The sequence below is a fragment of the Mycobacterium intermedium genome, from assembly GCF_002086275.1.
Lineage (GTDB): Bacteria > Actinomycetota > Actinomycetes > Mycobacteriales > Mycobacteriaceae > Mycobacterium > Mycobacterium intermedium.
Genome location: NZ_MVHT01000189.1, coordinates 1 through 3182, shown reverse-complemented (window position 1 = coordinate 3182; position 3182 = coordinate 1). Strand labels below are relative to the sequence as shown.

At 65.1% G+C, this 3182-nt stretch carries 2 protein-coding genes and 2 pseudogenes; 1 reads left to right on the top strand and 3 read right to left on the bottom strand.

Annotated features, from left to right (window positions below):
• The coding region (locus BST27_RS29915) for a PE family protein (protein WP_139805468.1) at positions 1–342 on the bottom strand (342 nt) is incomplete at its 3' end.
• A 468-nt stretch (positions 343–810) separates the two neighbouring features.
• A pseudogene (locus BST27_RS34705) lies at positions 811–1551 on the bottom strand (PE family protein); the annotation flags it as partial.
• A 282-nt stretch (positions 1552–1833) separates the two neighbouring features.
• On the opposite strand from BST27_RS34705, the gene BST27_RS29905 reads away from it, so the two are divergent.
• Positions 1834–2784, top strand: a complete 951-nt coding sequence (locus BST27_RS29905; RefSeq protein WP_069419067.1) for an alpha/beta fold hydrolase — start codon at positions 1834–1836, stop codon at positions 2782–2784.
• Between the two features lie 186 nt (positions 2785–2970).
• Here BST27_RS29905 and BST27_RS32860 read toward each other — a convergent pair.
• Positions 2971–3182 (bottom strand): annotated as a pseudogene (locus tag BST27_RS32860) (PE family protein); the annotation flags it as partial.

The window sequence follows — 3182 nt, the reverse complement described above, 5'->3', positions numbered from 1 at the left end:
GTGGCGCGCCACGATCGAGCCGGCATTGAGGTCGAACTCCAAGGTGGCGTTGAGCGCCGACGGCGGATCGGCGGCCGAGTAGACGCCCGCGCTCATGGCCAACGCCTGCTGAAACTGCTTCTGGTACAGAGCAATCTGAGCACCCACCGACTGATACTGCTGGGCGTAGCCGCTGAACATCTGGGCAATCGCGGCGGACACCTCATCAGCGGCGGCGGCGGCGATCGCAGTAGTCGAAGGCGCCGCTGATGCAGTCGCTCTCCTGATCGCCTCGGCTATCCCGTTCAGGTCCGCTGACGCGGTGGCCAGAGCCTCAGGTGCGGCGATCAGGAAGGTCGACATCTGCGACTCCCATCACTCGACGGGACGATCCGATCGGGCTAACTTTATTCATAGGAATCACAAATGTGAATAAGCATCGCGCCGCCGTCGGCAGCGAACTCTTTGGCGGGCGCGAGTTAACCAAACCAACCTCGTGGACGCGTTGGCATCGACTGGATCGCCGATCAACCGGCGGTCAATCTTCAGCGGTCAATTCGACTGCGGCTGGCCATATTCGGGAAAACCCGCAAGCTGCCTCCCAATCCAGAGACGTAGGATTGACAAGGTCCAGATTCGGGGTGCGAGAGTTTGCCCTTTCCCGCATAGAAAGCTGCGTTGCGAAACACCCATCGTTGCGGCGACGTCTGGCTGGTCTGTGGTCCTGCGCCTTGCGGATATCGGCGAGGCGGTGTGCCTGGAACGCCGCACAGATGGCCCTGCGAGTGACGGTATCTAGCGTTGTCGGCCTCAGAGGCCCCCGCCGTCAAGACCGGGGCCTCCACCGTTGACGCCCAAGCCGCCTTTGCCGGCGCCCTCGGCGGCGGCGCCGCCCTTGCCTCCACTGTTCAGTAGGGCGTTGCTATCTGCGCCGCCCCCAGCTGCGCCGCCGGCCGAACCACTGGAGCCGGGACTGCCGCTACCGCTGCCGGGGCTGAAATTGGCGATGGCTCCGCCACCGCCACCACCTGACCCGTCGGCCACGACCGCCGCGCCGCCGGCGCCGCCAGCCCCGCCCAAGCCCACCAGCCCGGCTGCCCCACCGGCTCCGCCGGCACCGCCAGGTGCTCCGGACCCACCGTTGCCGCCATTACCGATCAAAATTCCCCCGGGCCCGCCTGCCTGCCCGGTTCCCGGCGTCCCGTTGGTGCCGTCGCCGATCAACGGTCGCCCGAGCAACGCGTTAGTCGGCGCATTGATCAAGTCGAGCAGGGGCTGCAAGGGCGAGGCGTTGGCCGCCTCGGCGGCCGCATACGCGTTTCCCGCGCCACTGAGTGCTTGGGTGAACTGGGCGTGAAAGGCTGCCGCCTGCGCGCTGAGCGCCTGATAGTCGGCGGCGTGGCTGGAAAAGAGCGCCGCGATCGCAGCCGACACCTCATCACCGGCGGCGGCCACCATCGAGGTGGTGGCACCCGCCGCAGCCGCATTTGCCGCGCGCACTGATAAACCGATGCTCTCGAGATCGGCTGCGGCCGTGGAGAACAAGTCCGGTGTGACGACTATGTACGACATTGATGCTGCCCTCCAACCCGGCCCTGTGCGCCGCTAGAGATGCGAATCTGGCGTGACTCAGGAGTGCAGCTCAAAGATGACTGTCAAGTAGTGCACCGCTGGTCAGGGCAACACTCAGCCGGACCTCTTGCAAAATTCTTGGAGTCGTTGGGGGTGGCTAGCGACGCTGATGCGCCAGAGACATGAACACGGCTGTGAAGAAGACTTGAGGGAGGCGTGTCTTGTCAGTCGTCGCCGCATCTCGACAATTTCGTTCTGTGGCCCATATTACGATCGCGATTGATGACTGAAGGAACTCCTGGACCGGCGTCGGCACAAGCACAGGCCGGCGAGATTGCCCCGCTCGACGTCGTCGGCTCCGGAATCCTTCCGCCGGTCGCGGCCAGAGTGCGCCGAACGTTTTGGCTGCTCGAGCGGTTTGCGCCCGCTTTGGGATCGCGCTGGGCAGTCGAGTTATGGTGCACCCCACCGGTTCTCGAGTCGGCCTTGCGCATGCCGCCGGGTGTGTCTCCGGGCAGACCGATAGAAGCGTATTGGGACGGGCATCGCGTCGCCGGTGAGGAATGGGGCGAGGGGCCGCCGATATATCTGGTACACGGCTGGGGCGGTCAGCGCGCCCACTTGGCAGTGTTCGTCAAACCGCTGGTGGAGGCGGGGTATCGGGTCATTGCGTTCGACTTGCCCAGCCACAACGAATCTGATCCCGGCGCGCTAGCGCCTGGGCGTACCACCTCCATCGAATGTGCCGACGCGATTGCGGCCATGATCGAAACCCACGGGCCCGCCCACGCGGTCGTTGCTCACTCACTCGGTGCGAACGCGACTGCATTGGCAGCGGCGCAGGGTGCACATGTAGGGCGCTTGGTCTTATTAGCGCCCATGGGCGATTTTCCTCTCTATCTCGACCTATTCGCCGCACGCCATGGCTTCGGTCGCCGGATCCGCGCCGGCCTGCACCGGCGTTTGGAAAAACGAATCAACATGCCGCTGCAGGAGACGAACATGACGCGGCTCGGCCGACGAGCCAACTACCCACCTTTGCTCCTCATCCACGACCCCGAGGACCCGGACAGCCCCTATGCCGCCAGCGAGCGACTGGCCACGGCATGGCAGGGCGCACGGCTAGTGACCACACGAGGGCTCGGCCGCTTAGCTCATTACCGAATCTTGCGTCACCGTCCCGCTATTCGCGCCGGGGTGGAATTCATCGGGGCCCCAGCGGCTGGCAGTTGAGACGGAATGGGCGTCGATCTGGTCAATCCTTGGGGCTGACCTGCCTGTCCCAGATCCAGCGATAACAGTCACCGGCTGAACTCGGCCGGTAGCCATAGCTTGCCCTATTGTTTGCACCCGAAAGTCATTGTGATGCAACAGCTATCACATGATGACGAAGGGTCTGGACCGCCGTCGTCGTCGGCTTTAGAGGCCCCCGCCGTCAAGGCCGGGGCCGCCACCGTTGACGCCTAAGCCGCCTTTGCCGGCGCCCTCGACGGCGGCGCCGCCCTTGCCTCCACTGTTCAGTAGCGCATTGCTATCTGCGCCGCCCCCAGCTGCGCCGCCGGCCGAACCACTGGAGCCGGGGCTGCCGCTACCGCTGCCGGGGCTGAAATTGGCGATGGCTCCGCCGCCGC

Bases quoted from the DNA above. Each gene is read 5' to 3' on its own strand.
- BST27_RS29905 (WP_069419067.1), top strand. From the start codon at position 1,834: ATGACTGAAGGAACTCCTGGACCGGCGTCGGCACAAGCACAGGCCGGC.